Annotated in this window: 18 protein-coding genes; 7 read left to right on the forward strand and 11 right to left on the reverse strand. The window is 67.9% G+C overall.

Translation table 11 applies throughout. The features are described from left to right. Nucleotides 1-15: 15 nt before the first annotated feature. Nucleotides 16-924: a LysR substrate-binding domain-containing protein gene (locus HMPREF2914_RS12370; RefSeq protein WP_003122350.1), complete on the reverse strand. Its 909-nt coding sequence runs from the start codon at nt 922-924 to the stop codon at nt 16-18. A gap of 175 nt (nt 925-1,099) precedes the next feature. On the opposite strand from HMPREF2914_RS12370, the gene aspA reads away from it, so the two are divergent. Beyond that, a complete protein-coding gene (aspA, locus tag HMPREF2914_RS12375) occupies nt 1,100-2,524 on the forward strand; it encodes an aspartate ammonia-lyase (RefSeq protein WP_003096822.1) in 1,425 nt (474 codons plus the stop codon). Nucleotides 2,525-2,888: 364 nt separating this feature from the next. Here aspA and HMPREF2914_RS12380 read toward each other — a convergent pair whose 3' ends face one another. After that, nucleotides 2,889-4,103 (reverse strand): YeeE/YedE family protein, encoded by a 1,215-nt coding sequence (locus tag HMPREF2914_RS12380; protein ID WP_023980366.1) that lies wholly within the window; start codon nt 4,101-4,103, stop codon nt 2,889-2,891. Between the two features lie 36 nt (nt 4,104-4,139). Next, complete coding sequence (locus HMPREF2914_RS12385; protein WP_023092781.1) at nt 4,140-5,615, reverse strand: MocR-like pyridoxine biosynthesis transcription factor PdxR; 1,476 nt, start codon at nt 5,613-5,615, stop codon at nt 4,140-4,142. A 127-nt stretch (nt 5,616-5,742) separates the two neighbouring features. Between HMPREF2914_RS12385 and HMPREF2914_RS12390 the strand changes: the two genes are divergently transcribed. Both HMPREF2914_RS12390 and HMPREF2914_RS12395 read left to right on the forward strand, forming a co-directional pair. Then, nucleotides 5,743-6,192 carry a GNAT family N-acetyltransferase gene (locus HMPREF2914_RS12390; protein WP_003142089.1) on the forward strand — a complete coding sequence of 150 codons (450 nt, stop codon included), beginning with the start codon at nt 5,743-5,745 and terminating at the stop codon, nt 6,190-6,192. Between the two features lie 8 nt (nt 6,193-6,200). After that, on the forward strand, nt 6,201-6,875 hold the full coding sequence (locus HMPREF2914_RS12395) for a GNAT family N-acetyltransferase (protein ID WP_023092782.1): 675 nt from the start codon (nt 6,201-6,203) through the stop codon (nt 6,873-6,875). Nucleotides 6,876-6,899: 24 nt separating this feature from the next. On the opposite strand, the gene mtr is transcribed toward HMPREF2914_RS12395, so the two are convergent. The 3 genes from mtr to HMPREF2914_RS12410 all read right to left on the reverse strand — a co-directional run bounded on the left by mtr (nt 6,900) and on the right by HMPREF2914_RS12410 (nt 11,588). Beyond that, nucleotides 6,900-8,153, reverse strand: a complete 1,254-nt coding sequence (gene mtr, locus HMPREF2914_RS12400; protein ID WP_003146817.1) for a tryptophan permease — start codon at nt 8,151-8,153, stop codon at nt 6,900-6,902. Between the two features lie 180 nt (nt 8,154-8,333). After that, nucleotides 8,334-10,157: a sodium-extruding oxaloacetate decarboxylase subunit alpha gene (gene oadA / locus HMPREF2914_RS12405; RefSeq protein ID WP_003105555.1), complete on the reverse strand. Its 1,824-nt coding sequence runs from the start codon at nt 10,155-10,157 to the stop codon at nt 8,334-8,336. Between the two features lie 15 nt (nt 10,158-10,172). Further along, nucleotides 10,173-11,588 (reverse strand): acetyl-CoA carboxylase biotin carboxylase subunit, encoded by a 1,416-nt coding sequence (locus HMPREF2914_RS12410; RefSeq protein ID WP_003096848.1) that lies wholly within the window; start codon nt 11,586-11,588, stop codon nt 10,173-10,175. Between the two features lie 213 nt (nt 11,589-11,801). On the opposite strand from HMPREF2914_RS12410, the gene pycR reads away from it, so the two are divergent. Continuing rightward, nucleotides 11,802-12,737 carry a LysR family transcriptional regulator PycR gene (gene pycR / locus HMPREF2914_RS12415; RefSeq protein ID WP_003121355.1) on the forward strand — a complete coding sequence of 312 codons (936 nt, stop codon included), beginning with the start codon at nt 11,802-11,804 and terminating at the stop codon, nt 12,735-12,737. On the opposite strand, the gene HMPREF2914_RS12420 is transcribed toward pycR, so the two are convergent. Both HMPREF2914_RS12420 and hexR read right to left on the reverse strand, forming a co-directional pair. Next, a complete protein-coding gene (locus tag HMPREF2914_RS12420) occupies nt 12,691-12,906 on the reverse strand; it encodes a PA3496 family putative envelope integrity protein (RefSeq protein ID WP_003105559.1) in 216 nt (71 codons plus the stop codon). The genes pycR and HMPREF2914_RS12420 overlap by 47 nt on opposite strands. Before the next feature lie 106 nt (nt 12,907-13,012). Continuing rightward, nucleotides 13,013-13,894, reverse strand: a complete 882-nt coding sequence (hexR, locus tag HMPREF2914_RS12425) for a transcriptional regulator HexR (RefSeq protein ID WP_003096857.1) — start codon at nt 13,892-13,894, stop codon at nt 13,013-13,015. Between the two features lie 85 nt (nt 13,895-13,979). Here hexR and zwf point away from each other — a divergent pair, with 85 nt between their 5' ends. Together zwf and yegQ are read left to right on the forward strand one after the other, a co-directional pair. After that, the gene (gene zwf, locus HMPREF2914_RS12430) at nt 13,980-15,446 is read left to right on the forward strand and encodes a glucose-6-phosphate dehydrogenase (RefSeq protein WP_003096859.1); all 1,467 of its coding nucleotides are present in this window, start codon (nt 13,980-13,982) and stop codon (nt 15,444-15,446) included. Between the two features lie 80 nt (nt 15,447-15,526). After that, on the forward strand, nt 15,527-16,921 hold the full coding sequence (yegQ, locus tag HMPREF2914_RS12435; protein ID WP_003142098.1) for a prephenate-dependent tRNA uridine(34) hydroxylase TrhP: 1,395 nt from the start codon (nt 15,527-15,529) through the stop codon (nt 16,919-16,921). Here the strand turns inward: yegQ and HMPREF2914_RS12440 are convergent. From HMPREF2914_RS12440 to HMPREF2914_RS12450, 3 genes are read right to left on the reverse strand one after another with little or no spacing between them, the layout of a single operon-like run. After that, on the reverse strand, nt 16,915-17,640 hold the full coding sequence (locus HMPREF2914_RS12440) for a DUF3142 domain-containing protein (RefSeq protein WP_023092783.1): 726 nt from the start codon (nt 17,638-17,640) through the stop codon (nt 16,915-16,917). The genes yegQ and HMPREF2914_RS12440 overlap by 7 nt on opposite strands. After that, a complete protein-coding gene (locus HMPREF2914_RS12445) occupies nt 17,637-19,835 on the reverse strand; it encodes a PA5441 family protein (protein WP_023092784.1) in 2,199 nt (732 codons plus the stop codon). Before HMPREF2914_RS12445 ends, HMPREF2914_RS12440 begins: the two co-directional genes overlap by 4 nt. Before the next feature lie 58 nt (nt 19,836-19,893). Then, nucleotides 19,894-22,749, reverse strand: a complete 2,856-nt coding sequence (locus HMPREF2914_RS12450; RefSeq protein ID WP_023092785.1) for a putative bifunctional diguanylate cyclase/phosphodiesterase — start codon at nt 22,747-22,749, stop codon at nt 19,894-19,896. 176 nt (nt 22,750-22,925) lie between these two features. On the opposite strand from HMPREF2914_RS12450, the gene uvrD reads away from it, so the two are divergent. Next, entirely contained in the window at nt 22,926-25,112 is a 2,187-nt protein-coding gene (uvrD, locus tag HMPREF2914_RS12455; RefSeq protein WP_003096872.1) for a DNA helicase II, read from the forward strand. Nucleotides 25,113-25,134: the final 22 nt, after the last annotated feature.

Consider the following 25,134-nt stretch of genomic DNA (forward strand, 5'->3'; position numbering starts at 1 on the left):
GCCGCCCTTGCCTGTCTACTCGACGCTGCCCAGCCCGCCTTCCAGCTTGCGCCAGAGCAGGCGGATCGCCGCCTTGCGTACCAGCGCGCAGCGGTACAGGCGGATTTCCTGCGGCACGAACCATTGCGGCCCGCCACAGATCGCCAGCTCGCCGCGCTCCAGTTCGTTGACCACGCTCAGCCGTGGCACCCAGGCCACGCCCATGCCTTGCAGCGCCATGCTCTTCAGGCTGTCGGCCATCGCCGTCTCGTAGACCGTGGTGTAACGCAGGTTGCGCTGGCGCAGCAGCAGGTTGACCCCGCGGCCGAGGAAGGCGCTGGCGCTGTAGGCGAGCAGCGGCACGCTCTGGCCGTTCTCCAGGTCGAACAGCGGCAGGCCCTCGGCGTTCACCGCGCAGACCGGCAGCATCTCGGTGCGCCCCAGGTGCAGCGAGGGGAAGATCTCCGGATCCATCTGCAACGCGGCGTCAGGGTCGTAGAACGCCAGCATCAGGTCGCAGCTACCCTCGCGCAGGGAATGCACCGCCTCGCCGACGTTGGTGGCGATCAGCCGGCTGGCGATGTTCAGCCCCTCGTTGCGCAGCCGCGCGATCCACTGCGGGAAGAAGCCCAGCGCCAGCGAGTGGGCGGCGGCGAACTGCAGCACCTCGCCCTGCCCGCCTTCCAGGTGGTGCAGGTGGCGCACCACCTGGCCGAGCTGCTCGACCACGCTGCGCGCGGTGACCAGGAACAGCTGCCCGGCCTCGGTCAGTTCCACCGGCGTGCGCTGGCGATTCACCAGGGTCAGGCCGAGGGCGTCCTCCAGGCTGCGGATGCGCCGGCTGAAGGCCGGCTGGGTGACGAAGCGCTTCTCCGCCGCCTGGGAAAAGCTGCGGGTGCCGGCCAGGGCGATGAAATCCTCCAGCCACTTCAGTTCGAGGTTCACGACGGGAAAGGCTCCGGTAATGCAACGACACGTCCGCCATCATACCAGCGTCACATCCAACATTATGCCGTTTGTGCATGAGGCAGCGTTTAACAGCATTGGCCACGAAATCGTCACATCCTTAGTCTAGTGGGCATCGCGGCACTGGCCGTGTCCCTCTGAGACAAATCCCGTCATGTCCCCCGTTGCATCTTCCCGTATCGAGAAAGACCTGCTCGGCACCCTCGAAGTGCCCGCTGACGCCTACTACGGCATCCAGACCCTGCGCGCCGTGAACAACTTCCGCCTCTCCGGGGTGCCGCTGTCGCACTACCCGAAGCTGGTCGTTGCCCTGGCCATGGTCAAGCAGGCCGCCGCCGACGCCAACCGTCAGCTCGGCCATCTCCCGGAAGACAAGCACGCCGCCATCAGCGAGGCCTGCGCCCGCCTGATCCGCGGCGATTTCCACGAGCAGTTCGTGGTGGACATGATCCAGGGCGGCGCCGGTACCTCCACCAACATGAACGCGAACGAAGTGATCGCGAACATCGCGCTGGAAGCCATGGGCCATACCAAGGGTGAGTACAAGTACCTGCACCCGAACAACGATGTGAACATGGCGCAGTCGACCAACGACGCCTACCCGACCGCCATCCGCCTGGGCCTGCTGCTCGGCCACGACACCCTGCTGGCCAGCCTCGACAGCCTGATCCAGGCCTTCGCCGCCAAGGGCGTCGAATTCGCCGGCGTACTGAAGATGGGCCGCACCCAATTGCAGGACGCCGTGCCGATGACCCTCGGCCAGGAATTCCACGCTTTCGCCACCACCCTCGGCGAAGACCTCGATCGCCTGCGTCGCCTGGCGCCGGAGCTGCTCACCGAAGTGAACCTCGGCGGCACCGCCATCGGCACCGGCATCAACGCCGACCCCGGCTACCAGAAGCTCGCCGTCGAGCGCCTGGCCGCCATCAGCGGGCAGCCGCTGAAACCGGCCGCCGACCTGATCGAAGCCACCTCCGACATGGGCGCCTTCGTGCTGTTCTCCGGCATGCTCAAGCGCACCGCGGTCAAGCTGTCGAAGATCTGCAACGACCTGCGCCTGCTCTCCAGCGGCCCGCGCACCGGCATCAACGAGATCAACCTGCCGCCGCGCCAGCCGGGCAGTTCGATCATGCCGGGCAAGGTCAACCCGGTGATCCCGGAAGCGGTCAACCAGGTCGCCTTCGAAGTGATCGGCAACGACCTCGCCCTGACCCTGGCGGCCGAAGGCGGCCAGTTGCAACTGAACGTGATGGAGCCGCTGATCGCCTACAAGATCTTCGACTCGATCCGCCTGCTGCAACGCGCCATGGACATGCTCCGCGAGCACTGCATCACCGGCATCACCGCCAACGTCGAGCGCTGCCACGAACTGGTCGAGCACAGCATCGGCCTGGTCACCGCGCTGAACCCGTACATCGGCTACGAGAACTCCACGCGGATTGCCAAGACCGCCCTGGAGAGCGGCCGCGGCGTACTGGAACTGGTACGCGAGGAAAAGCTGCTGGACGAGGCCACCCTGGCCGACATCCTGCTGCCGGAAAACATGATCGCGCCGCGCCTGATTCCGCTGCGCGCCTGATCCGATACGAGATCGAGCGCGCCCAGGTCTGGCTGTCGACGCAGCCGGGCCGCAGCACAGCTGATCGAAGAAGGCTCACCGGTAGAGGGGGAGTACTACCCCCTCGACCTTTAGGGATGGATACCCTTCATCCCTTCTTTTATACCCGGCGCCCCGGCCCAGCCACGGCGCCACGCTCACCGGTCGAGAGGGATACCAACTTTCCCTCTCTACACTCTGAGGGACACGGCGACCTGCGGTGTCCCTTCTTTTTTTCACCATCCACTAACGGCCCGCAGATCTTCCCCGTTGCCAAGGTGTTGTGTGGCTGCGCTCACCTGTGGATAACGTCCGCGTCATACGTCCTACGAAGGCATATCCCCTCTCAACACCCCGTCAACCCTTGCTCCCGCCGCTCCTCCGGGAAGAAATAAGGCCTCAATACCCGTACCCCGACGCTGTTGCCGGCAAACGCCGCCACCAACCACAACCAGCCATGCAGGCTGCCGGAAGCGATCCCGCTGAAATACGCGCCGATGTTGCAGCCATAGGCCAGGCGCGCGCCGTAGCCGAGCAGCAGCCCGCCGATCACCGCCGCCGCCAGCGAACGGCGCGGGATGTCCAGGTTCGGCGCGAAGCGTCCGGCCAGGCCGGCGGCGAGCAGCGCGCCGAGGACGATGCCGATGTCCATCACGCTGGTGATGTCTTCCCACAGCGGCGCGGCCAGCGCCTTGGCGTTCGCCGGCGTCTGCCAGAAGGCCCAGGCGCCGACGTCCAGGCCCACGCCCTGGGCGATCTTCGCGCCCCACAGGGCGAAGGCCGATGTGATGCCCCAGGGGCGTCCGGCGAGGTACAGGGTGAGGAAGTTGAGCAGCGCCAGCGCCAGCGCCCCCCAGACCAGCGGCCAGGGGCCGCGGAGGAAGCGCCGCCAGCCGCGCCATTCGGCGCTCGGCGGGGTTTCCAGGGTGCCGTGGCGGGCCTTCTCCATGCGTACCGTGACCCCGGCGATGCCGATGAACACCGCCAGGCTCAACACCAGCGCCGGTGCCAGGCCCAGTTCGGCGACCAGCGAGATCGGCGGCAGCGACGGCAGGGCGAACCACCAGCCGACATGCTGGGTGGCGATCAGCGAGCCGAGGATGAAGAACAGCAGGGTCACCAGCATCCGCGCGTTGCCGCCGCCGACGGTGAACAGGGTGCCGGAGGCGCAGCCGCCGCCCAGTTGCATGCCGATGCCGAAAATGAAGGCGCCGACGATCACCGAAGTGCCGACCGGCGAGACGAAACCGCTCACCGGCTGGCCGAACAGGCTGCCCGCCGCCAGCGCCGGGAAGAACAGCAGCACCGCCAGCGCCAGCATCACCATCTGCGCGCGCAGCCCGGCGCCACGCCGTTCGCGGATGAATACCCGCCAGGCGGAGGTGAAGCCGAAGGCGGCCTGGTAGAGGGTCAGGCCCAGGGCGCCGCCGACGATGAAGAGGATGGCCTGGCGCGCGCTGACCGCGTTGAACAGGAACAGCCCGCCGAGCACCAGCAGGGCGAAGGCGATCAGGGGGGCGGCGAGCTTGCGCTCGGGCGCGGCGGAAAGGGCGACACTCATGGCTACTCCTGGGCGCGAGGGTGATCCGGGGGCATTCTAGTCAGTCGCGACGACGGGTCCAACCAGGGCCTCCCGCCGCCAGGCCTTGCGCAACGCCCGCAGCGCCTCGTCGATACGCGCCTCGGGTACTGCCGCGAAGCCCAGCACCAGGCCCGCGCGGTCGTCTGGCGCAACGCTGGAGTCGTCCATCCAGTAGTCGCTCAAGGCGCTGACTTCCACCCCGGCGGCTGCCGCCGCGGCGATCAGGGCCCGCTCCCGCGCCAGGCTGTCGACCCGCACGCACAGGTGCAGCCCCGCCTCCACCGCCGGCAACGGCTGGCAACCCGGCGCCTCTGGCCAGCCCCGCAGCAAGGCGTCGCGGCGGGCGCGGGCGGCGCGGCGCATGCGGCGGACGTGGCGCTGGAAATGCCCCTCGGCGATGAAGTCGGCCATGACCCGCTGGGTGCCCACCTCCGAATGGCGTACCTCGATGGCCCGCCGCTGGCGGAAGCGCTCGACCAGCGCCGGCGGGACCACCAGGTAGCCCAGGCGCAACGCCGGGAAGGCGATCTTGCAGAAGGTCCCGACGTAGAGCACCCGGCCCTGTCGGTCCAGCGCGGCCAGCGGCGCCAGCGGCGTACCGCTGTAGCGATACTCGCCGTCGTAGTCGTCCTCGACGATCCAGCCGTCGGCGCGCTCGGCCCACTCCAGCAGCTCCAGGCGCCGCGCCAGCGACAGGGTGACGCCGGTGGGGTACTGGTGTGACGGCGTGACATAGGCCAGGCGGCAGCCGGCGATGCCCGCGAGCCGGTCGCTGCGCAGGCCCTCGGCGTCGATGTCGATCCCGTGCGGTACCGCGCCGGTCGCGGCGAAGGCCAGGCGCGCCGCGCGGTAGCCGGGGTTTTCCACAGCCACCGGATCGCCGTTCTCGAGCAACACCTGGGCGCACAGGCGGATGGCCTGCTGCGCGCCATGGGTGACGATCACCTGTTCCGCCTCGCAGCGCAGGCCGCGCGCGCTGCGCAGGTAGGCGGCGATCAGCTCGCGCAGGCGCGCCTCGCCGGCCGGGTCGCCGTAGCCCAGGCAGTCCGCCGGCGGGTTGCGCCAGAAGCGCGCCTGTAGCCGCGCCCAGGTGTCGAAGGGGAACAGGTCGAAGGCCGGCACGCCGACGCGGAACGCTCGCGGCGCGCCTTCCGGAGGCGGCGCCAGGGCCGCCGGGCCGCGTGGCGCGGGAGCGCTCGGGGCGACGGCAGGGGCCCTGCCTGGGATTTCCTGCAACTCGGCAACGTAGGTGCCGTCGCCTGTGCGCCCGTCGATATAGCCCTCGGCGTGCAACTGTTCATAGGCCCGCACCACGGTGTTGCGCGAGACCTTCAGGGCCTGGGCCAGCTCGCGGCTGGCGGGCATCCGCGTGCGGCTGCCGAGGCGGCCGTCGAGGATCCGTTCGCGCAGCGCGGCGTAGAGCTGGCGCGCCAGGCCCTGGGCGGGGTCGAGGTGGATGCCGGCGGCGTCGAAGGGCAGTACGGTGGCCATGGCGGTCTCGGAGGGAAGAAAGCGCCAGTGTGGATTGGACCTGTGGAATTGACCAGCAATGGATCTTCTAGCGGACCATTTCCCGGCCTAGTCTGGAGGCACCTTTACCCGGACATGGAACCGAGCCATGAGCACGTCCCTGCAGATTCGTCCCGTCGGCGCCGCCGACCACGCCGCCTGGCTGCCGCTGTGGGAGGGCTACCAGCGCTTCTACAAGACCGAGATCGCCGCCGCTACCAGCGACGCCACCTGGCAGCGCTTCCTCGATGCCGACGAACCGATGAACGCCGCCCTCGCCTGGCTCGACGAGCGCGCCGTGGGCCTGGTGCACTGGATCTACCACCGCTCCTGCTGGACCGTCGGCGACTACTGCTACCTGCAGGACCTGTTCGTCGCCGAGGGCCTGCGCGGCGAAGGCATAGGGCGCCGGCTGATCGAGCATGTCTACGCCGAGGCCGGCGCCGCTGGCTGTTCGCGGGTGCACTGGCTGACCCACGAGAGCAACAGCGACGCGATGAAGCTGTACGAGCGCATCGCCGACAAGTCCGGTTTCCTTCAGTACCGCAGGATTCTCTGAGGCCCAGCATGCGCGAACCCTTGAACTGGCGCCCCGTCGCCACTCCACCCCACGCCCCGCTCGACGGCCGCTTCGTCAAGCTCGAACCGCTCGATCCGCAACGCCACGGCGACGACCTGTGGGACGCCCTGCAAGGGCCTGGCGCCGACCCGCTCCTGTGGGAATACCTGGCCTACGGCCCGTTCGCCGAGCGCCCGGCGTTCGACGCCTGGCTGGCCAGCCAGGCGGCCAGCCGCGACCCGCTGTTCTTCGCCGTGCGCGAGCGGCGCACGCAGCGCGCCGTCGGCCTGCTCAGCTACCTGCGGATCACGCCGAAGGATGGCGTCATCGAAATCGGCCATATCGCCTTCGGCGCGCCGATGCAGCGCACACCGGGGTCTACCGAGGCGGTCTACCTGCTCGCCGAACTCGCCCTCGGCCGCCTCGGCTACCGCCGCCTGGAGTGGAAGTGCAATGCCGGCAACGCCCGTTCGATGCGCGCCGCCGAGCGCCTGGGCTTCACCTACGAAGGCACCTTCCGCCAGCACATGGTGGTCAAGCAGCGCAACCGCGACACCGCCTGGTTCTCCCTGCTCGACAGCGAATGGCCGGCGCGACAGGCGGCGTTCGAGCGCTGGCTCGATCCTTCCAACTTCGACGCCGAAGGCCGCCAGCGGCAGACGCTGGAGGCGCTGCGCGACTAGCCCCTGGCAGGGACTGCCGGTCGCTCAACGGTACTCCGGCAGCCAGTGCAGGCTGGCCAGGATGTGCGCGACCGCGTTGGCCACGCCGAACAGCAGCACCAGCACGATCGCCGGCGTGCCGCCCCAGGCGCGGAACAGCGGGCTGCCGAAGCGCTTGCGCGAGGCCCGCGCCATCAGCGCCGGAACGATCACCGCCCAGAACGCCGCGGCCAGCCCGGCGAAACCGATGGCGTAGATGAAGCCGTTGGGGAACAGCAGCCCGCCGATGGTCGGTGGGACGAAGGTCAGCAACGCGGTCTTGAAGCGCCCGAAGTGGCTGTCGTCGAACTTGCACAGGTCGGCCAGGTAGTCGAACAGGCCGAGGGTCACGCCGAGGAAGGAGCTGGCCACCGCCAGGTTGGAGAAGGTGGTGAGCAACGCGTTCAGCGAATCCGACGCGGTGATCCGGTGCAGGTATTCCACCAGGGTGCCGACGTTGCTGCCGCCGGCGATGATGCCCTTGAACTGCTCGCGCGGGATGGTGCCCAGGGTGCTGGCCTGCCACAGCAGGTAGATGGCCAGGGCGATCAGGGTGCCGATCCACAACGAACGGCTGATCCGCTGCGGGTCCTTGCCGTAGTACTTCATCAGGCTCGGCACGTTGCCGTGGTAACCGAAGGAAGTCAGGCAGAACGGCAGGGTCGCCAGCAGGTAGGGCCAGTAGACCGCGTCCGGCTCGCCGCTGTTGAACAGGATCGCCGGCTGGATGCGCCCGAGCAGGCCGCTGATGGAGAGGCCGAAGGTAATGATCATGCCGCCGAGCATCAGCGTGGTGATGCGGTCCACCGCGCGGGTGCTCCACCACACCACCAGCGCCACCGCCAGGGCGAACAGCAGCCCGGCGAGCTTTTCCGGCAGGGTCACGCCGAGGCCGCTGGACAGGGTGTAGCCGATGATCGAGCCGCCGCCGGAGATATAGGCATAGGTGAGGATATAGAGGACGAAGGCGATGCTCAGCCCGTTGACCACATTCCAGCCCTGGCCGAGCAGGTCGCGGGTGATGGTCGAGAAGCTCGAGCCCACCGGGTAGTTGAGGTTGGCCTCGAGGATCATCATCCCCGACAGCAGCATGCAGAACCAGGTGAGCAGGAACACCGCCACCGACCAGCCGAACCAGATGCCGGACATGGCGATGGGCAGGGAGAACATTCCGGCGCCGACGGCGGTGCCGGCGATGATCATCGAACCGCCGAGCAGCGAGGGCCGGCGGCTGGGCGTTTGAGCTGGAGAGGACGACACCTGGACTTCCCGATAGTCAGCGCCTGCGGCGCGACGCGCCGTTGGGCAGAGGCGGCATTCTAGGCGGCGCGCGCGCCGGGCGCACCCTGGCAGGGCGAACAGCCAGCCGACGCGGCAACCGATGCCGATAAAAAAAGGGGAGCATCATGCTCCCCCAGGGACTTTAACCGTCTGTCGCGGTCAGCCCGCAATCTCGATCAGGATCTCGCCCGGGTTGACCCGGTCGCCCTTGGCCACGTGGATCGCCTTGACCGTACCGGCGATGCCGGCCTGGACCTCGGTTTCCATCTTCATCGCCTCGGTGATCAACACCGCCTGGCCGGCCTTGACGCTATCGCCTTCCTTCACCAGCACGTCGACGATGTTGCCCGGCATGGTGGTGCTGACGTGGCCCGGCTCGCTGGCATGCTTGCGGCCGCTGGCGGAGCCGGCGACATATTCGTTGAGCGGCTCGAACACCACTTCTTCCGGCATGCCGTCGATGGACAGGTAGAAGTGCCGCTTGTTGTCGCTCTTCACGCCGACCCCGGTGATGTCGACGCGGTAGGTCTCGCCGTGCACGTCGATGACGAACTCGGTCGGGGTGCCTTCCGCGCCGGCGGCGGCGACGCCCTTGCCGGTGGGAATCGGCAGCAGTTCCTCGGGCTTCAGGGTGCCGGCCTCACGCTCTTCGAGGAACTTGCGCCCGATGTCCGGGAACATCGCGTAGGTGAGTACGTCTTCCTCGGACTTGGCCAGGTTGCCGATCTCGCTGCGCAGCTTGTTCAGCTCCGGCTTGATCAGGTCGGCCGGGCGCACGTCGATGACTTCCTCGCTGCCGATGGCCTGGCGCCGCAGTTGCTCGTTGACCTCGCCGGGGGCCTTGCCATAACGGCCCTGCAGGTACAGCTTCACTTCGTTGGTGATGGTCTTGTAGCGCTCGCCGGCGAGCACGTTGAAGAACGCCTGGGTGCCGACGATCTGCGAAGTCGGCGTCACCAGCGGCGGGAAACCGAGGTCGGCGCGGACCCGCGGGATTTCCTCGAGCACCTCGCCCATACGGTTCAGCGCGCCCTGCTCCTTGAGCTGGTTGGCCAGGTTGGAAATCATCCCGCCCGGCACCTGGTTGACCTGCACGCGGGTATCCACGCCGGTGAATTCGCTCTCGAACTGGTGGTACTTCTTGCGCACCGCGTGGAAGTACATGCCGATCTCCTGGATCAGCTCCAGGTCCAGGCCGGTGTCGTAGGGGGTGCCACGCAGCGCCGCGACCATCGACTCGGTGCCCGGGTGGCTGGTGCCCCAGGCCATGCTGGAGATCGCCGTGTCGATACGGTCGGCGCCGTTTTCCACGGCCTTCAGCTGGCACATGCTGGCGACACCGGCGGTGTCATGGGAATGCACCACCACGTCCAGCGGCAGGGCGTCCTTCAGGGCCTTGACCAGGTCGCCGGTGGCATAGGGGGTGAGCAGGCCGGCCATGTCCTTGATGGCGATGGAGTCGACGCCCATGTCGGCCATCGCCTTGCCCTGGGCGACGAAGGCCTCGATGGTGTGCACCGGGCTGGTGGTGTAGCAGATGGTGCCCTGGGCGTGCTTGCCGGCGGCCTTCACCGCCTCGATGGAGACGCGCAGGTTACGCACGTCGTTCATCGCGTCGAAGATGCGGAACACGTCGATGCCGTTGACCGCCGCCTTGGCCACGAAGGCGCGCACCACATCGTCGCTGTAGTGGCGGTAGCCGAGCAGGTTCTGCCCGCGCAGGAGCATCTGCAGGCGGGTGTTGGGCAGCGCTGCCTTGAGCTTGCGCAGGCGTTCCCACGGGTCTTCCTTGAGGAAGCGCACGCAGGCGTCGAAGGTGGCGCCGCCCCAGACTTCCAGCGACCAGTAGCCGACGCGGTCGAGCTTGTCGCAGATCGGCAGCATGTCCTCGGTGCGCATGCGGGTCGCCAGCAGCGACTGGTGGGCATCGCGCAGGATGGTATCGGTGACGCCGGTCTTCTTCGCTTGGATGGTGTTGCTCATGTTCTGCTCCTTCCCTTACAGGCCGGCGTGGGCCGCGATGGCGGTGGCGATGGCGATGGCCAGGTGCGACGGGTTGCGCTTGATCGAGTACTGGGTCAGTTCCGGGTGGCTTTCGACGAAGCTGGTGTTGAACTGGCCGCTGCGGAATTCCGGGTTGCGGAGGATTTCCTGGTAGTACGGCGCGGTGGTCTTGACCCCTTGCACGCGCATGTCGTCAAGGGCGCGCAGTCCGCGATCGAGGGCCTCTTCCCAGGTCAGCGCCCAGACGATCAGCTTCAGGCACATCGAGTCGTAGTACGGCGGGATGGTGTAGCCGGTGTAGATCGCCGTGTCGGTACGCACGCCGGGGCCGCCGGGGGCGTAGTAGCGGGTGATCTTGCCGAACGAGGGCAGGAAGTTGTTCTTCGGATCCTCGGCGTTGATGCGGAACTGCAGGGCGTAGCCGCGATGGACGATGTCGTCCTGCTTGACCGACAGCTCCAGCCCGGAAGCGATGCGGATCTGCTCGCGGACCACGTCGATGCCGGTGATTTCCTCGGTGATGGTGTGCTCCACCTGGACCCGGGTGTTCATCTCCATGAAGTACACCTCGCCGTCGGCGAGCAGGAACTCCACGGTGCCGGCGTTCTCGTAGCCCACCGCCTTGGCCGCGCGCACCGCCAGGTCGCCGATGTAGGCGCGCTGCTCGGGGGTGAGCTGCGGGCTCGGGGCGATCTCGATGAGCTTCTGGTTGCGGCGCTGGATCGAGCAGTCGCGCTCGAACAGGTGCACGGTGTTGCCGAAGGAATCGGCGAGGATCTGCGCCTCGATGTGCTTGGGATTGACGATGCACTTCTCGAGGAATACTTCGGCGCTGCCGAAGGCCTTGGTCGCCTCGGAGATCACCCGCGGGAACGCCTGCTCCAGTTCCTCGCGGCTGTTGCAGCGACGGATGCCGCGACCGCCGCCGCCGGAGGTGGCCTTGAGCATCACCGGGTAGCCGATCCGCTCGGCTTCGCGCAGGGCCTCGGCGAGGTCGGCGACGTTACCTTCGGTGCCGGGGGTGCAGGGCACGCCGGCGGCGATCATGCTGCGGCGGGCTTCGGTCTTGTCGCCCATGCGGCGGATCACTTGCGCCGACGGGCCGATGAACTTGATACCGCGCTCGGCGCAGATTTCCGCCAGCTCGGCATTTTCCGAGAGGAAGCCATAGCCGGGGTGCAGGGCGTCGCAGCCGCTTTCCACCGCCAGGTTCACCAGGGCGCGCGGGTTGAGGTAGCCGGCCAGCGGGTCCGCGCCGATGCTGTGGGCTTCGTCGGCGCGCTTGACGTGCAGCGCGTGGCGATCGGCCTCGGAGTAGACGGCCACCGAGCGGATGCCCATCTCGGCGCAGGCGCGCACGATGCGGACGGCGATCTCGCCGCGGTTGGCGATCAGGATCTTCTTGATCACGGAGGTCTCCCTCTTCGGGGTTGGGAACCTGGTACGGTCGATCCGGATATTCCGGTCGCTGCATGACCGGCAGGCAGCTCCCGGTCGCGCTTTTACCCTACCCCCGTGAGGGTGATTAACAAAAATCAATAATTATTGGGATAGCCATTAGAAAAGCTTTATAGTCGCCCGACCGATCTCGGTCAGAGTGTGACTGGAATGCGTAAGTCGTTGATGCGTATGACATTACGGCAGCTTCAGGTTTTTCGTGCCGTATGCGAGAGCCGCTCCTACAGCCGGGCGGCGGAGGAAATGGCCCTGACCCAGCCGGCGGTCAGCCTGCAGATCCGCCAACTGGAAGAGCTGGTCGGCCAGCCGCTGTTCGAGTACGTCGGCAAGAAGCTCTACCTGACCGATGCCGCCGAAGCCCTGCTGAAGACCAGCACCGACCTGTTTCAGCGCCTGGAAAGCCTGGACATGCAGCTCTCGGACCTGAAGGGCTCGCTGCAGGGCCAGTTGCGCCTGGCGGTGGAGTCCAGCGCCAAGTACATCACCCCGCACCTGTTCAAGGCGTTCCAGAACCTGCATCCGGAAGTCAGCCTGAGCCTGACGGTGGTCAACCGCACCCAGGTGATCAAGCGCCTGGCCGACAACCGCGACGACCTGGTGATCATGTCCCTGGTACCGCAGGACATGGCCCTGGAGTTCCTGCCCTTCCTGAACAACCCGATCATCGCCGTGGCGCCGCCGGACCATCCGCTGTGCAACGCCGCGAAGCTGGCCCTGAAGGACCTGGAGCCCTTCCCGCTACTGGTCCGCGAACCGGGCTCGGGCACCCGCAAGGCTTGCGAGGAGTTCTTCCAGCAACGCCGCGCGCACTTCTCGCAGATCCAGGAGATCGCCTCGCTGGAGTCCCTGCGCGAAGGGGTGATCGCCGGCCTCGGCCTGGCCCTGCTGCCGCGCCATGCGGCGCACCAGGAACTGGCCAACGGCCTGCTGCGCGAACTACCGGTGGAGGAATTGCCGCTCTATCGCAGCTGGTGCCTGGTGCACGCCAAGGGCAAGCGCCTGAGCCCGGTGGCCCAGGCGTTCGTCGCCTTCGTCCGCGAGGAGCGGGCGCTGATCAGCCAGCTCGCTGGGCGCTTCGCCGGCCCTGGCGGTTCGAGCTGAGGTAGGCGGCGGCTACCAGCTCGGGGTAGTCGGCCAGTTCCTGGCGCAGGCGCAGTTCTTCGCAGTGGTCCTCGATCGCCCGGCGGAATTGCATGCGCCGCTGGTCTTCGAGCTTGCGGCGGGTTTTCGAATCCACGTGCTGGGCATTGGCATCGCTATGACGGGGCATCTCGCGTCTCCCATGGCCGACTGGCTGGAGTCGCGAGCATCGCGCAGCAATGTGACGGTTTGGCGGCAGGCCGGTGAAGACTGCGTTATGCCTTCCCGGCGGCGCCTCAGGACGGCTCGCCGCGCTCTTCCTGGTTCTTCATCACCTTCGGCGACAGGCGCAGGCTGCGCAGGCTGCGCTTGACGCTCTTGAGGTGGTTGACCAGGTCCGGGCCGCGGGCCATGGCCACGCCCATCGCCAGCACGTCGATCACCACCAGGTGGGCGATGCGCGAGGTCAGCGGGGTGTAGATGTCGGTGTCCTCGTGCACGTCGATCGCCAGGTTGACCGTGGCCAGGTCGGCCAGCGGGGTCTGGCTCGGGCACAGGGTGATCAGCGTGGCGCCGGCCTCGCGGACCAGGTTGGCGGTGATCAGCAGGTCCTTCGAGCGACCCGACTGGGAAATGCAGATGGCCACGTCGCTGGGCTTGAGGGTCACCGCCGACATCGCCTGCATGTGCGGGTCGGAGTAGGCCGCCGCCGACAGCAGCAGGCGGAAGAACTTGTGCTGGGCATCCGAGGCCACCGCGCCGGAAGCGCCGAAGCCGTAGAACTCCACGCGCTGGGCGTGGGCGATGGCGGCGATGGCGCGCTCCAGGGCGTGGGTGTCCAGGTGCTCGCGGACTTCCATCAGGCTGTGCAGCGTGGTGTCGAAGATCTTCAGGCTGAAGTCGGCCACCGAGTCGCTCTCGTGGATCGAGAACTGGCCGAAGCTGGCGCCGGCCGCCAGGCTCTGCGCCAGCTTCAGCTTGAGGTCCTGGAAGCCGCTGCAGCCGATGGCGCGGCAGAAACGCACGATGGTCGGCTCGCTGACCCCGACCCCATGGGCCAGTTCGGCCATGGAGCTGTGCATGACCGACGCCGGATCGTTGAGAACGTGATCGGCGACCTTGAGTTCCGACTTACGGAGCTGTTGGCGGGACTGGGCTATGTGCTGCAGCAGGTTCACAGGCTGGGCTCGATTCTCTGTAGTAACCTTGTAGTTATACTACAAACAGTCAGCCACGCCCAGCCAACGCCGTCGGGAGCTTGCCTTGAGTACACCAGCCACTCCAACGTCCTGCGACATCCTGGTCTTCGGCGGTACCGGCGACCTGGCCCTGCACAAGCTGCTGCCGGCGCTCTATCGCCTGCACCGGGAGGATCGCCTGCCGGCCGATACGCGGATCTTCGCCCTCGCCCGCAGCGCGCTGGACAACGCCGCCTTCCTCGCCCTCGCCGAGCGCAACGTCCGCGCGGTGGTGGCGCGCAGCGAGTTCGCCGCCGAACAATGGAAAGGCTTCGCCGCGCGCCTCGACTACCTGGCCATGGACGCCTCGCAGAGCGCCGACTTCGGCCGTCTCGCGCGGCACCTGAAGAGCAGCGAGGGCCGGGTGCTGGTGCACTACCTGGCGACCTCGCCGAGCCTGTTCGCGCCGATCGCGCAGAACCTGTCCATCGCCGGCCTCGCCGGGCCGCAAGCGCGCATCGTGCTGGAAAAACCGCTGGGCCATTCGCTGGACTCGGCGCGGGCGATCAACCAGTCCATCGGTCGGGTGTTCGACGAGTCGCGGGTGTTCCGCATCGACCACTACCTGGGCAAGGAAACCGTGCAGAACCTGATGGCCCTGCGCTTCGCCAATGCGTTGTTCGAGCCGGTCTGGCGCGCGGCGCACATCGACCATGTGCAGATCAGCGTCAACGAGACCCTTGGCGTGGAGAACCGCGGCGGCTACTACGACCACGCCGGGGCGATGCGCGACATGGTGCAGAACCATCTGCTCCAGTTGCTCTGCCTGGTGGCGATGGAGGCGCCGGTGCGTTTCGACGCCGAGGCGGTGCGCAACGAGAAGCTCAAGGTGCTGCAGGCGCTGAAACCGATCTCCGGGCTCGACGTGCAGGACAAGACGGTACGCGGCCAGTACGCCGCCGGCAGGATCGGCGGCCAGGAGGTGCCGGCGTACTACTTCGAGAAGAACGTCGACAACGACAGCGATACCGAGACCTTCGTCGCGCTCCAGGCCGAGGTCGAGAACTGGCGCTGGGCCGGGGTGCCGTTCTACCTGCGCACCGGCAAGCGCATGGCGCGCAAGTGCTCGGAAATCGTCATCCAGTTCAAGCCGGTGCCACACAGCCTGATCGACGGCGGCGGCGGGCCGGCCAACCGCCTGTGGATAAGGTTGCAGCCGGAGGAGCGGATCAGCGTGCAACTGATGGCCAAGACCCCGGGCAAGGGCATGCAACTGGAACCGGTGGAGCTGGACCTCAACCTGGCCGAGGCCCTCAGCCGCAACAAGCGGCGCTGGGACGCCTACGAGCGCCTGCTGCTGGACGTGATCGAGGGCGACTCGACGCTGTTCATGCGCCGCGACGAGGTAGAGGCCGCCTGGGGCTGGGTCGACCCGATCCTCGCCGGCTGGCGCGAGCACTACCAGAGCCCGCGGCCCTACCCGGCCGGCAGCAACGGCCCGGAACAGGCGCAACTGCTGCTGGAACTGCAGGGTCGACGCTGGCTGGAATGACGCGGACATTGATCCGGCTCAGGATCGCCCGGCGCGCGCTCGGCTAAAGTCGCGCGCCCACGTCGTTGCGAGCCCGAACCATGACCGCCACCGCCCTCCGCCCCGAACTGCTGTGCCCCGCCGGCACCCTGAAAAGCATGCGCTATGCCTTCGCCTACGGCGCCGATGCCGTCTACGCCGGGCAGCCGCGCTACAGCCTGCGGGTGCGCAACAACGATTTCGACCACGCCCAACTGGCCGAAGGCATCGCCGAGGCCCACGCGCTCGGCAAGCGCTTCTACGTGGTGGTCAACATCGCCCCGCACAACGCCAAGCTGAAGACCTTCCTGCGCGACCTGGAGCCAGTGGTCGCCATGGGTCCGGATGCGCTGATCATGTCCGATCCCGGCCTGATCATGCTGGTTCGCCAGCATTTCCCGCAGATGCCCATCCACCTGTCGGTGCAGGCCAACGCGGTGAACTGGGCCGCGGTGCAATTCTGGCGGCAGCAGGGCCTGACCCGGGTGATCCTTTCCCGCGAGCTGTCGCTGGAGGAGATCGAGGAAATCCGCCAGCAGGTGCCGGACATGGAGCTGGAAGTGTTCGTCCACGGCGCCTTGTGCATGGCCTATTCCGGGCGCTGCCTGCTGTCCGGCTACATCAACCGCCGCGACCCCAACCAGGGCACCTGCACCAATGCCTGCCGCTGGGAATACAAGGCGGTGGAGGGCCGCGAGGACGAGCTGGGCAACGTGGTGGCGCGGGAGCCGACCCTGGGACGCGGCGCGCCGACCGAGCAGGTGTTCCTCCTCGAGGAAGGCAACCGTCCCGGCGAACCGATGGCCGCCTTCGAGGACGAACACGGCACCTACATCATGAATTCCAAGGACCTCCGCGCCGTACAGCACGTCGAGCGGCTGGCGCGGATCGGCGTGCACTCGCTGAAGATCGAGGGCCGCACCAAGTCCCACTACTACGTGGCGCGCACCGCCCAGGTCTACCGCCAGGCGATCGACGACGCGGCGGCCGGCAAGCCGTTCGACCGCGGTCTGATGGACACCCTGGAGTCCCTCGCCCACCGCGGCTACACCGAGGGCTTCCTGCGCCGCCACGTGCACGACGAGTACCAGAACTACCAGCACGGCCATTCGCTGTCCGAGCGCCAGCAGTTCGTCGGCGAACTCACCGGCGAACGCCGCGACGGCCTGGCCGAGGTGGAGGTGAAGAACCGCTTCCAGCGCGGCGACAGCGTCGAACTGATGACTCCGCGAGGCAACCTGAGCCTGCGCGTGGAGGACCTGCGCAACGCCGCCGGCGAAGCCATCGAGGTGGCGCCGGGCAATGGCCACGTGGTCTACCTGGCGCTGCCGGAAGGCCTGGACCTGCGCTACGCGTTACTGATGCGCGATCTCCAGCCCGGCCAGGACACCCGCCAGCCGCAGGCCGAACGCAGCGGCGGGTGTGCCGGCAAGGGCGCTTGCGGCTGCGCTCACTGAGGGTTGAGCAGGAACACCACGTAGCCCCTGAACCAGGGGCTCTTTTCCAGGTAGTCGGGGGCTTGCCAGTCGCCGCCCTGGACCAGGCCGATCCGGTACGGCAGTTGCAGGCGGCTGACCCGCGGGAGGTAGGCGGCGTGGTTGGGAATGCTGTGGCGCCCCTGGTAGGTCTGCACCACCACTTCGTCGACCACGCCCTTGAGCCGGTTGATCGCCGCCGGCTCGGCGTTGCTGCCCCAGTCGAGCAACCCGGTGATGCTCAAGCGGTATTCGCGGGGCAGGCGCCGGCGCAGGTCGCGGAGGAAATCGACGTACTCGTCGAGGTAGCGGGTACGCGCATCGAAGTCGATCTGGATGCCGACCACCGGGTTGCCGGCACGCTTCCAGCGCTGCACCTGGTTCAGCACGGCCTGGTAGATCTGCGGCGTCCAGCGCAGGGTATGGGCGCGGTACACCACCCAGATCTCGCCCCGCGCCAGGCGCGGCACCGAGATGCCCTGGGCGATCAGCCGCACGCCCTCGCCGGGGCGCCGGCGCGACTGGCTGATCTGTCCCTGCAGGATGTACAGCGTCTCGGCCCGCGCCAGCACCGGCTGCGGCGCGACGCCGCTCCACAGCCAGAAAGCGCCGTAGTCCTCGGCGCGCACCGCGGCCTCGACGGACGGCAACAGCGGCAGGCCCAGCAGCAGGCCCGCCAGCCAGGCTCGCCAGCGCCTCACCAGTAGTACTTCAGTTCCTTGGCCCAGGAGCTGTCGGCGTAGGTCGACTTGAGCGTACGGAACCATTGCTTGCGCTCGGCCTGCGGGATGTCCTGCTGGCCGCAGGTGTTGTAGCCGGCCGGGGCGAAGCAGTTGATCGCGCGGAACAGCGCGTAGGCCTTGTCTTCGCGCGGTGCCTTGGGGTTGTCCATGACCAGGCGATAGCCATCCAGCCGGGAGTACACCGCGCCCTTGAAGCCGCTCGGGGTGCCGCCCAGCTCGTTGGCCTCGGGCTGGCTGTCCAGCGGCATGCCGTCAAGACCGTTGCGCAGGATGAATTCGCCCAGGCAGTTCAGGCCCTTCGGGTCCTTGTCATCGGCGGCCAGCGCCGCGGCCGACTCGGCGATGGCCGGGCAAACGTAGCCGGACTCGGCCTTGTCGCCCTTCCAGCGGAACAGCTCCAGGCTGTTGCCGGCGCCGTAGACATAGCCGAGGCTGGTGCCCAGCTTGGTCTGCGAGGGGGTTTCGCCGAGCAGCGCGAAGTCCTTGCCGAAGTCGGCGAAGCGGCTGCGGCGCAGGTCCTTGTAAAGGAGAGTGAACAGCGCGCTGTCGCGCTCTTCCGCCGTCGCCCCCTGCTTGGCCTGGCGGCGCAACAGCGCGGCGTCGGCGACGTTGCGCAGGAGGATGCTGCGCAGCAGCGGCTCCTGGACCGGCGAACCTTCGGCGAAGACCTTTTCCAACTGGCCGCTGCGCTCGTAGTTGAGCGCCAGGGCCAACTGCAACTGGCCCTTCTGGTACGGCTGCGCGGCCTGCGGCAACAGTTCCAGCCAGAGCGCCTCGGCGGCTTTCCAGTCCTTCTGTTGCTCCAGCGCCAGCCCACGCAGGGTCTGCTGGCTGAAGCCGACGTAGTCGAGGCTGCCGACCTTTTGCGGCAGCGCTTCGAGGGTCTTCGCCGGGTCCTGGTCGACATAGAAGCGATAGGCCGCCTGCAGGTAGGCGAACAGTTCGGGATGCGCGGCGAAGCTGGCCTGTTGGGCCTGCAGTGTTTCCCAGGTGAAGCTGCGCGGGGTCGACGGATCGTGGGCGCGCATCTGCACCAGGTCGGCCACCGCCAGCAGCAGCGGGGTCTGGATGTCGCCGAGCTGGATACCGGTCAGGAGCTTGTTGTCGACCTCCTGGACCAGGTCTTCCAGGGCCATGTTGCGCTGCCCTTGCTCGGCTTCGGCGAATTGCGCGGCATAGTCCTGGGCCAGCAGCTTCTGGTCGCCGGCCAGCCAATGCACGCGCCGCTGCAAGCCCTTGGCAGAGGCGGCGTAGAGCCCCTTCGGATACGCCTGCAGGTAGGCATCGAGGGCGCTGCGGGTCTGTTCCAGGCGAGCCTTGTCGACATTCTGCAACTCGGGGAAGCCCATGTCGTCGAAGGCGTTCTGCTGGGCGGCGTTGAGCAGGGTGCGCGCCTGCAGGTACAGGGCGGTTTCCTTCAGCCAGGGCTGCGACACGTCCTGCAACGCCTTGAAGCCCTGTTCGGCTTCGTCGAAGCGGCCGCTGTAGAAGTTGGCCGCAGCCTCCAGGTACGTGGCGAAGGCCTTGCCTGCGGCCGACTCGACGCCTTGCGCGAGCACACCGCCCAGTTCCTCTTGTTCCCAGCCGCAGGCACCGAGCAGCTCCAGGCGGCTGTTGGCCAGTGCCTTGGTCTCCGCCTCGCCCAGCCCGGCGTCACGCACCTGGCGAAGAAACGCCAGCGCGCTGTCCTGGTCGTTGCTGCGGCAGCGGCTGCCCTCGCCCTCGAAGAATTCGGCGCCGGCGATCTTTTCCGGTAGCGCTGCGGCGCCCATCTGCCGGGCCAGTTCGGCGAGCGGCGAGGGCGCTGGCGCAGGCGGCGGTGTCTCCGCCTCGCTCGCCGCCGGCGCAGGCGGCTGGCTGCCGTCGCCGGGCAGCAGGCGGAACAGGCCGAACGGCACCAGGCCGTAGCCTTCGAGCTTCTCTTCCTCCGACGGCGGCGCCTCCACCAGCCGCCAGTGGCCGGCGTCGGCCAGCAGCAGACGCAGGTTGGCGCGGGTGTCGTTGCCCGGGGCGAGGAACGGCAGGGTATCGCAGACACCGCCGCCGACCAGCGACCAATCGGGATAGCAGGAGTCGTCGCTGCTGGCCTGGGCCAGCGGGGAGAGACCGGCGCCCACCAGCAGGAGGGCAGGAAGAAGCGGCTTCGAGCGCATGAATCGTCCTTAATTCGTGGGAGTCGAAAGTGCTACAGCATACTCCGCCGGATCGCGTTCAACGAGCCTGGCGCAAACCTTCCTCCAGGGCATGGGCCGGCAACGGCCGGCCGATCAGGTAGCCCTGCAGCTCGTCGCAACGTTGGGCCACCAGGAAGTCCCGCTGCTCGATGGTTTCCACGCCTTCGGCGACCACCTTCAGGTCGAGGCTGTGGGCCATGGCGATGATCGCCCGGATGATCGCCGCATCCTCGCTGTTCTGGGTCAGGTCGCGGACGAACGACTGGTCGATCTTCAGGTAGTCCAGCGGCAGGCGCTTCAGGTAGCTGAGCGAGGAATAGCCGGTGCCGAAGTCGTCGACCGACAGCTTCACCCCCATCTCGCGCAACTGGCGGAAGGTCGCCAGGACACTGTCGAGGGCGTCCAGCCACTGGCTTTCGGTCAACTCCAGCTCCAGTTGCGCCGCCGGCAGGCCGCTGTCGGCCAGCGCCGAGCGCACTACGTCGAGCAGGTCGCCCTGGCGCAACTGGTGGACCGAGAGGTTCACCGAGACCCGCAGGTTCAGGCCCCGCTGGCTCCACTCGGCGGCCTGCAGGCAGGCCCGGCGCAGGACGAATTCGCCGATCTCGCCGATCAACCCGCACTCCTCGGCGAGGCCGATGAAGGTCGACGGCGGGATCATGCCCTCCTCCGGATGGTGCCAGCGCACCAGCGCCTCGACCGAGTCCGCGCAGCCGCTGGCCAGGCACAGCTTGGGCTGGTAATGCACGTCCAGCTGGCCCTCCTCGACCGCCTTGCGCAACCGGGTTTCCAGGCGCAGGCGTTCGAGGGTGCTGTCCTGCAGGTTGTCACGGAAGAACTGGAAGGTGTTGCCGCCGAGTTGCTTGGCATGTTGCATCGCCAGGTTCGCCTGGCTCATCAGCACGGAGATTTCCCGCGCCTGCTCGGAAAACAGGCTGATCCCCAGCGAGGCGCCGAGGATCAGCTCGTGGCCCAGCACGCTCACCGGCTGGCGCAACTGGACCAGCAGGCGTTCGGCCAGGCGCGACAGGGCCGCGGCGCCGGTGCCGCCATCGAGGAGGATGGCGAACTCGTCGCCGGCCAGACGCGCCAGGGTGTTGGCTTCCGGCGCGGTGCGCCGCAGGCGCTGGGCCATCTCCCTGAGCAACTGGTCGGCGACCTCGTGGCCGAGGCTGTCGTTGAGCAGCTTGAAGCGGTCCAGGTCGATCAGCAGCAGGGCCAGCCCGCCTTCCTCCTGGCGCGCCCGCTGGGCCGCCTCGTGCAGCCGCTCGCGGAACAACCGGCGGTTGGCCAGGCCGGTCAGTTCGTCGTAGTGCAGCAGGTGACGCAGGCGCTCCTCGACGTCGCGGCGGGCGCTGAGATCGGTGAAGAAACCGACGATGTGGGTCGCCTCGCCGTTGCCATCGCGCAGCAGGTTGAGCTGCAGCCATTGGGGATAGGGATCGCCATTCTTCCGCGTATCCACCAGTTCGCCCTGCCACTGCCCATGCTGGCGCAGCTCGGCGCGGATCTGCCGGTAGTGGCGCTGGGCCTCGGGGGTATTCACCAGCAGGCTGGCGTTGCGCCCGACCACGTCCTCGCGGCGATAGCCGGTGATGCGACTGAAGGCCTGGTTGACCGCCAGCAGGTTGTAGGCCGGATCGAGGATCACGATGCTCTCGCTGGCCGCCTCGAACACTGTCGCGGCCAGTTGCTGCTGCTCTTCCAGGCGCTTGCGCGCGCTGATGTCGCTGCGCGTGCCGAGCATCCGCGTCACCCGTCCCCGCGGGTCGCGAGCCATGGCCCGGCCACGATCCTCCAGCCAGCGCCAGCCGCCCTCCCGGTCGCGCACGCGGTACTCCACCCGGTACAGCTCGCTGCGCCCCTTGAGATGTTCGGCGAGGGCGCGACGGATACGCGGCAGGTCGCCGGGGTGGATGCTTTCGATCAGCCTGCGATAGTCCTCGGGACCGTCCCCGGCGTCGCTGAAGACCGCCTCGAGATAGGAATGCTGGACCCGGCCGCTCTCCAGGTTCCAGTCCCACAACCCCAGCTCACTGGCCTCCAGGGCCATGGCCAGGCGCGCCTCGCTCTGGCTGAGCGCCTGGCTGGTCACGCCAAGCTCCTCGGTGCGCGCCTCCACCCGGCGCTGCAAGGCATCGCGGGCGGCGCGCAGCTCGCGTTCGACCAGGCGTCGCTGGCCGACCTCCTGGGCGAGCTTGCGATTGAGCGCTTCGGCCTCGGCGTTGACGCGTTCCAGGTGCAGGTTCAGCGCCTGGGTCTGGAAGCGTCGCAACAGCGCGCCCTGCACCAGCCGGTGGATCTGCCCGGCGACCACCAGCAGCGCCACCAGCAGGATCAGGCCGAGCACGCCCCAGCCCTGCAACAGGCTATGCGGCTGCAACAGCAGGAAAACGATGGATGGCAGCAGGCCCGGCAAGGCGAAGGTGAGGAAGGCCGGCAGGCTCACCGCATAGGCGACGCTGGCGGAGAGGATCGCCGCCGCCACCAGGCCGAACACCAGCACCTGCTGGAGGAAGGCATCGGCCGGGACCAGCATGATCACCGCGAACGCCAGGGTCAGGCCCGAGGCGCCGGCGCCGCACAGGAAGGTCCGCCGCCAGTGGCGGCTGGCCTGGCGACGGCTGTCGGCCTGCTGGAAGGCGGCGACCTGCAGCAGGCGCAGGACGGCGAGCAACACCAGCCAGACCAGCCAGCCACCGAGCAGCCAGCTGCTGACCTTGCCCCACACCAGGCAGGCGCTGGTCACGCCGCCGAGCAGCATGAGCAGGGTCGGCGTGCGCGAGCCGAGATAAAGGAGCCGGGTACGCTCGATGGCAATTTCGCGGGCGTAGAGCCGCAGTACATCGGTGCTGCCGCCCGGCAGCGCCAAGGGCTCGACATGGACGGTCATAGGCGCTTGTTCTTGTAGTGGTTTGCCTTGAAGTGGCCGGAGCATAACCGAGCAGGGGCAGGCTGCCCAAGGCCGGGACAGAGCATTTTTCCGCAGCCAGGCCCGACGCTGCGCCGGTCTGCGCCGAATGGCGGCCCGGTTTGCCCGGCTTTTCCCCGCCCCGGTAGAATGCCGCGATGAACGACGACCTCTCCCTCCTGCTGAACTCCCTCAACGACCCGCAGCGCCAGGCCGTGGCCGCGCCGCTGGGCCGCCAACTGGTCCTCGCCGGCGCCGGCTCGGGCAAGACCCGCGTGCTGGTGCACCGGATCGCCTGGCTGATCCAGGTCGAGCACGCCTCGCCCTACAGCATCCTGTCGGTGACCTTCACCAACAAGGCGGCGGCGGAGATGCGCCACCGCATCGAGCAGTTGCTCGGGATCAATCCGGCGGGCATGTGGGTCGGCACCTTCCACGGCCTCGCCCATCGCCTGCTGCGCGCGCACTGGCGCGAGGCCGGGCTGAGCGAGAACTTCCAGATCCTCGACAGCGACGACCAGCAACGCCTGGTCAAGCGGGTGATCCGCGAACTCGGCCTCGACGAGCAGCGCTGGCCGGCGCGCCAGGCCCAGTGGTTCATCAACGGGCAGAAGGACGAGGGCCTGCGGCCGCAACACATCCAGCCCGGCGGCGACCTGTTCCTCGCCACCATGCTGAAGATCTACGAAGCCTACGAGGCGGCCTGCGCCCGCGCCGGGGTGATCGACTTCTCCGAGCTGCTGCTGCGCGCCCTGGACCTCTGGCGCGACCATCCCGGCGTGCTCGAGCACTACCAGCGGCGCTTCCGCCATATCCTGGTGGACGAGTTCCAGGACACCAACGCCGTGCAGTACGCCTGGCTACGGATTCTCGCCAAGGGCGGCGACAGCCTGATGGTGGTCGGCGACGACGACCAGTCGATCTACGGCTGGCGTGGCGCACGGATCGAGAACATCCAGCAGTTCAGCGACGACTTCGCCGACGCCGAGGTGATCCGCCTGGAGCAGAACTACCGTTCCACCGCGTCGATCCTCAAGGCCGCCAACGCCCTGATCGCCAACAACCAGGGACGCCTGGGCAAGGAGTTGTGGACCGACGGCGAGGACGGCGAGTCGCTGAGCCTGTACGCCGCGTTCAACGAGCACGACGAGGCGCGCTACGTGGTCGAATCGATCGAGAGCGCGCTCAAGGGCGGCCTGGCGCGCAGCGAGATCGCCATCCTCTACCGCTCCAACGCCCAGTCGCGGGTGCTGGAGGAAGCCCTGCTGCGGGAGAAGATTCCCTACCGCATCTACGGCGGCCAGCGCTTCTTCGAGCGTGCCGAGATCAAGAACGCCATGGCCTACCTGCGCCTGCTCGACGGCCGCGGCAACGACGCGGCGCTGGAACGGGTGGTCAACGTGCCGGCACGCGGCATCGGCGAGAAGACCGTGGAGAGCATCCGCGAATTCGCCCGCGGCAACGATGTGTCGATGTGGGAGGCGATCCGCCTGATGATCGCCAACAAGGTCCTGCCCGGCCGCGCCGCCAGCGCCCTGACCGGCTTCGTCGAGCTGATCGAGAATCTTTCGGCGAAGGTCATGGACATGCCGCTGCACCTGATGACCCAGACGGTGATCGAGCAGTCCGGACTGATCAGCTACCACAAGGAAGAAAAAGGCGAGAAAGGCCAGGCCCGGGTGGAGAACCTCGAGGAACTGGTCAGCGCCGCCCGCGCCTTCGAGAACAGCGAGGAAGAGGAAGACCTCACCCCGCTGCAGGCCTTCCTCAGCCACGCCTCCCTGGAGGCCGGGGAAACCCAGGCCGACGCCCACGAGGACAGTGTCCAGCTGATGACCCTGCACAGCGCCAAGGGCCTGGAGTTCCCGCTGGTGTTCCTGGTCGGCATGGAGGAAGGGCTGTTCCCGCACAAGATGAGCCTGGAGGAATCCGGCCGCCTGGAAGAGGAACGCCGCCTGGCCTACGTCGGCGTCACCCGCGCCATGCAGCGACTGGTCCTGACCTACGCGGAGACCCGCCGGCTCTACGGTAGCGAGACCTACAACAAGGTTTCGCGCTTCATCCGCGAGATCCCGCCGGCGCTGATCCAGGAAGTGCGCCTGTCCAATACCGTCAGCCGCCCCTACGGCGGCACCTCGCGCAGTGCCGGCGGCAACCTCTTCAGCGGCGCCGGGGTGCCGGAGACGCCCTTCTCCCTCGGCCAGCGGGTGCGCCACGCGCTGTTCGGCGAAGGGACTATCCTCAACTTCGAAGGCGCCGGCGCCCAGGCCCGGGTGCAGGTGAATTTCGAGAGCGAAGGCAGCAAGTGGCTGATGCTCGGCTACGCCAAGCTGGAAGCCCTGTAGCGGCGCAGCCCGTGGAGAAGGC

The organism is Pseudomonas sp. HMSC067G02, assembly GCF_001813485.1.
GTDB lineage: Bacteria > Pseudomonadota > Gammaproteobacteria > Pseudomonadales > Pseudomonadaceae > Pseudomonas > Pseudomonas aeruginosa.